This is a genomic window from Jiangella ureilytica (assembly GCF_004348545.1).
In the GTDB taxonomy this organism is placed as follows: Bacteria; Actinomycetota; Actinomycetes; order Jiangellales; family Jiangellaceae; genus Jiangella; species Jiangella ureilytica.
On the sequence record NZ_SMKL01000140.1, the window covers coordinates 1 to 4618 of the forward strand.

General features: G+C 71.9%; 4 protein-coding genes. 3 read left to right on the top strand and 1 reads right to left on the bottom strand.

All coding sequences use genetic code 11. The annotated features are described in order from the left end of the window. Positions 1-466 precede the first annotated feature (466 nt). Positions 467-1501 (bottom strand): M48 family metallopeptidase, encoded by a 1035-nt coding sequence (locus E1212_RS28905; protein ID WP_131988975.1) that lies wholly within the window; start codon positions 1499-1501, stop codon positions 467-469. A gap of 120 nt (positions 1502-1621) precedes the next feature. Here E1212_RS28905 and E1212_RS29770 point away from each other — a divergent pair, with 120 nt between their 5' ends. From E1212_RS29770 to E1212_RS28920, 3 genes are read left to right on the top strand one after another with little or no spacing between them, the layout of a single operon-like run. Next, complete coding sequence (locus E1212_RS29770) at positions 1622-2686, top strand: efflux RND transporter periplasmic adaptor subunit (RefSeq protein ID WP_162605678.1); 1065 nt, start codon at positions 1622-1624, stop codon at positions 2684-2686. After that, complete coding sequence (locus E1212_RS28915) at positions 2683-3405, top strand: ABC transporter ATP-binding protein (RefSeq protein ID WP_131988977.1); 723 nt, start codon at positions 2683-2685, stop codon at positions 3403-3405. Before E1212_RS29770 ends, E1212_RS28915 begins: the two co-directional genes overlap by 4 nt. Continuing rightward, positions 3402-4598: an ABC transporter permease gene (locus E1212_RS28920; RefSeq protein WP_131988979.1), complete on the top strand. Its 1197-nt coding sequence runs from the start codon at positions 3402-3404 to the stop codon at positions 4596-4598. The genes E1212_RS28915 and E1212_RS28920 overlap by 4 nt, the downstream gene beginning before the upstream one ends. Positions 4599-4618: the final 20 nt, after the last annotated feature.

The following is a 4618-nucleotide window of genomic DNA, read 5'->3' on the forward strand; positions in this document are numbered from 1 at the left end:
GTGCCCGGGTCAAGTCCAAGCGCCCCGACCTCGGCGGCGCGCAAGCACAGAGCGCGCGGACTTGAGGCGGGTGCCCGGGGTTAAGAGAATGGGCAGCAAGGGGGACGGGGAGCCCACCTCATCACCCCCGAGCGACTCGGCGAGGCGCCCGGCCAACCCGTGCTCGGAGATGATCGGCGGGTGGCCGGGGTCAAGAGAATGGGCAGCAACGGGGACGGGGAGCCCACCTCATCACCCCCGACCGACTCGGCGAGGCGCCCGGCCAACCCGTGCTTGGAGATGATCGGCGGGTGGCCGGGGTCAAGAGAATGGGCAGCAAGGGGGACGGGGAGCCCACCTCAACCCCCCACCGACTCGGCGAGGCGCCCGGCCAACCCGTGCTCGGAGATGATCGGCGGGTGGCCGGGGTCAAGAGAATGGGCAGCAACGGGGACGGGAACCAACCCCGAACCCCGGCGAGCCCCGGCTACTGATCCGAAGAGTCCGACGGACGCCGCATCCGGCTGCTGAGGTTGTCGAACAGTTTCCCGCCCGCGTCGCCGACACCGCTGAAGATGTCGCGCAGCGTGCTGATGAGCGGGTCGGAGGTGCGGTTCCACGACTCCTGGTACGACTTCGCCGCGTTGCGGACCTCTTGGCTGACCGACGCGTCGCGGTCGTCGGAGCGGCGGGGGTAGTCGCCGGCCAGGATGCGGCTGTACTCGCCCGACGCCGCCCAGCGGTCCAGTTCGGCCAGGCGGACGACGGCCTGGGGATGGGTGCGGCCCATGAGGCTCATCAGCTTGATGACGCCGTCGCGCGCGTCCTCGCCGGCGTCGTACTCGCGAGCCTGCTGCAGGAACGCGTCGACGTCCATCTCGCCGAGGCGGGAGCCGCCGGCCATCTTCATGAGCGAGCGCTTCGCGGCCTGCGGGTCCTGCGAGGCCAGCAGCCCGGCGCGGTCGGCGGACAGCTCGGACTTGCGCTGCCACTCCTCGAGCGCGAACACGATGGCCCGCAGCCCGACATAGCCGAGCGGGATCCAGGCGACCCTCAGCGCCAGCCGCGTGAGCATGAGCAGCAGCGTGCGGTAGACGGCGTGCCCGGACAGGATGTGCCCGACCTCGTGCCCGATGGCGACGCGGCGCTCCTCGGCGTCGAGTAGGTCGAACAGGCCGGTCGTGACGACGATGAACGGCTTGTCGGTGCCAATGGCCATGGCCCGCGGGTTCGGGTCCTGGACGATGAACAGCTCCGGCCGCTCGACGTCGAGGATGTGGGCGGCGTCGACGACGTCCTGGTAGACGTCGCGGAACTGGGTCTCGCCGACCCGCACCGAGCTGGACAGGAAGTGCAGCCGCAGGCTGCGCTCGTTGAACAGGCCGGACATCTTGCGCAGCAGGATGTCGAACCCGCGCAGCGACCGCATGGCGACGAGCGCGCCCCGGTCGGCCGGGTGCTCATAGGCGCGCGAGCTGAGGTCAGGGAAACGGACGCGGCTGCGATCGGGCTCGGTCGTCATGCCGCCATCGTAGGCCGACGCCCGGCCTCCGAACAGGAGTCAGCGCTCTGTTGACAATCCATATACTCGGTATGCATGCTTCCTCCACCACATTCCGCGCATCCGAGGGAGCCACGTCCGATGGGCGTCACCCGCCGCATCGTCCTGCCGACGATCAAGATCCTGCTGTGGGCCGTCATCGCGGCGCTGCTGGCCTACATCGCCTTCCGCGACACCGACGGCAGTGCCGCCGACGCCGGCCCGGCCGTTCCGTCGGTCGAGATCGTCCAGCCCGAGGTCCCTGTCAGCACCGGCACCGTCGTCAACACCGTCGAGGTCGAGGCGACCATCACGGCCGACGCGCCGACGGCGGTCCGCGCCACCGACGGGGGCGAGGTGACGGTGTTCCTGGCCGACCCCGGCGACATCGTCGAGGAGGGCGACCCGCTCATCGAGGTCGTGTTCGAGGAGGAGGGCGAGCCCACCACCGAGACCGACGACGAGGGCAACGAGGTCGAGGTGCCGGGCGACCCCGTCCGCCGCTTCCGCACCATCGAGGCGCCCGCCGCCGGCACCGTCGGTGAGTACGACGTGCTCGTGGGCGAGACGGTCGCCGTCGGCGACACCGTCGGCAGCATCTCCACCGGCGGCTTCACCGTCGCCGGCACGCTCTCCGCCGAGCAGCAGTACCGGCTGGTCAGCGGTCCGACGTCGGCGGAGGTGCAGGCCCGCGGCGGCCCGGCGCCGTTCGCCTGCACCGACCTGCGCACCGGCCGCTCCGCATCCGGCGGCGACGACGGTGGCGACGGGGGCGCGGGTGACGGCGGTGGCGCCGTCCCGCCACAGGATCCGATGGCGGCGGACCAGGGCGGCGGCTCCAGCACCGCCATCGCGTGCACGGTGCCGCCCGACGTCACGGTCTTCGACGGGCTGGGCGCGACCATGGTCATCGAGGCCGGCCGGGCCGAGAACGTGCTGGTCGTCCCGGTCACCGCGGTCGAGGGGTCGTTCGAGTCCGGCAACGTCTGGGTGGCCGGCGCCGACGGCGGCGAGCCGGTCGAGACTCCGGTGACGCTGGGCCTCACCGACGGCGAGCTGGTCGAGATCCGCGAGGGGCTGGCCGAGGGCGACCTCGTCCTCGAGTTCGTGCCCGGCGCGCCCGACGAGGACGCCATGGACCCGGGCATGATGGGCCAGGCCGGATGAGCCTCATCGCGCTCGACGGCGTGAGCCGCACGGTGATCCTCCCCGATGGCGACCGCCTCGAGATCCTCCGCGACGTCACGCTCGCCATCGAGGTGGGCGAGCACGTGTCCATCGTCGGCCGGTCCGGGTCCGGGAAGTCGACCCTGCTCAACCTCATGGGGCTGCTCGACACCCCGACCGAGGGGGAATACCTGCTCGACGGCCGGCCCACCGGCGGGCTGTCGCAGCGGCGCCGCGCCAAGCTCCGCGGCGCCGGCTTCGGGTTCGTGTTCCAGCAGTTCAACCTGCTGCCCGGCCGGTCGGCGCTCGAGAACGTCGCCGCACCACTGCTCTACGCCGGCGGTCGCGAGTTCTGGACCCGGCGCCGGCTCGCCCACGACATGCTGACGCGCGTCGGCCTGGGCGAGCGCGCCGACACCATGCCGGAGAAGCTGTCCGGCGGCGAGCAGCAGCGCGTCGCCATCGCCCGCAGCCTGGTCCGCCGCCCGCGGGTGATCCTCTGCGACGAGCCCACCGGCGCGCTGGACGTGCAGACCGGCACCGAGATCATGGACCTCCTCGACGCCATCGCCGCCGAGACCGGGTCCACGCTGGTCACGATCACCCACGACACGATGGTCGCGGCCCGGGCGCACCGGCACTACCGGCTCGACGCCGGCGTCCTCAGCCCGCTCGATCCCGCGCAGCTGGGCGCGCCGCGCCAGGTGGTGACGGCGTGACCGGCCTGTTCGCGGCCTTCGCCGAGGCGTGGGAAGAGGTCCGCATCCACAAGGTCCGCGTCATCGTGTCGCTGATCGGCGTGCTCATCGCCGTCGCCGCCATGACGGTGATCACCGCGCTGGGCGACATGGCCCGGCAGGCCAACGCCGAGCACTCCGAGCGCACCATGGGCCGCCCGGCCACGCTGCAGGTCAACGTGTGGAACGAGACCGGCATGCTGGCCGCGGAGCCCGTCGCCGCGGCCTACCGCGACCTCGTCGAGCGGCACTCCGTCACGTACTCCTCGCACGTGCTCTACAGCGAGACCGTCATGCGCTTCGCCGACGGCAGCGAGCCGGTCGCCACCACCGCCGTCGACCAGTCCTACGGCGAGATGCACCGCATCGAGCCGGTGCACGGCCGCTGGTTCGGCCCGGCCGACGAGCGCCGCCTGGCGCCGGTGCTCGTGGTGAACGAGACCTTCCACCAGCGACTGGGCGCTCCGGACCTGCGGACCCACCCGACCGTGCTCATCGGCGGTGAGCGGCCCGTGCGGGCCACCGTCATCGGGGTCACCGCCGACGCCTACGAAGGCGAGATGCCCAGCGCCCACATGCTCACGACGCACCGCGACCAGTGGGGCACCGAAGGCCTCTACGAGTCGACGCCGATGCTTGAGCTGTGGGTACCGCCCGGCAGCGCCGACCAGCTGACCGAGGTCGTCCGGGCCGACCTGCGCAGCATGCTCGGCGACCACGTCCAGGTCGAGGTCTACCGCGCCGACCCGGCCGACTTCGACCTCATCGACAGCCAGCTGCAATGGGTCATCCGCGGCGTCAGCGTCATCGCGCTGGGCATGGGCGCGCTCGGCCTGGTGAACATCGCGCTGGTCACCGTCCGCTACCGGGTCCGCGAGATCGGCGTCCGGCGCAGCTTCGGCGCGACGTCGGGCCGGGTGTTCTTCTCGGTGATGATGGAGAGCGTGTTCGCGACGGCGGTCGCCGGGCTCCTCGGCGTGGCGGTCGCGGTCGCGATCGTCGCCAACGTCCCCATCGAGGAGCTCATCGGCGGCAGCATCACCGACGTCCCCGCGTTCCCCGTCCGTGCCGCCGTCGAGGGTCTCGTTGCCGCGACGGTGGTCGGGGCTCTCGCCGGTGTTCTGCCGGCGACCGTCGCGGTTCGCGTGAAGGTGATCGACGCGATCCGCTACTGACGTCTGGGGTGCGGTTGGGC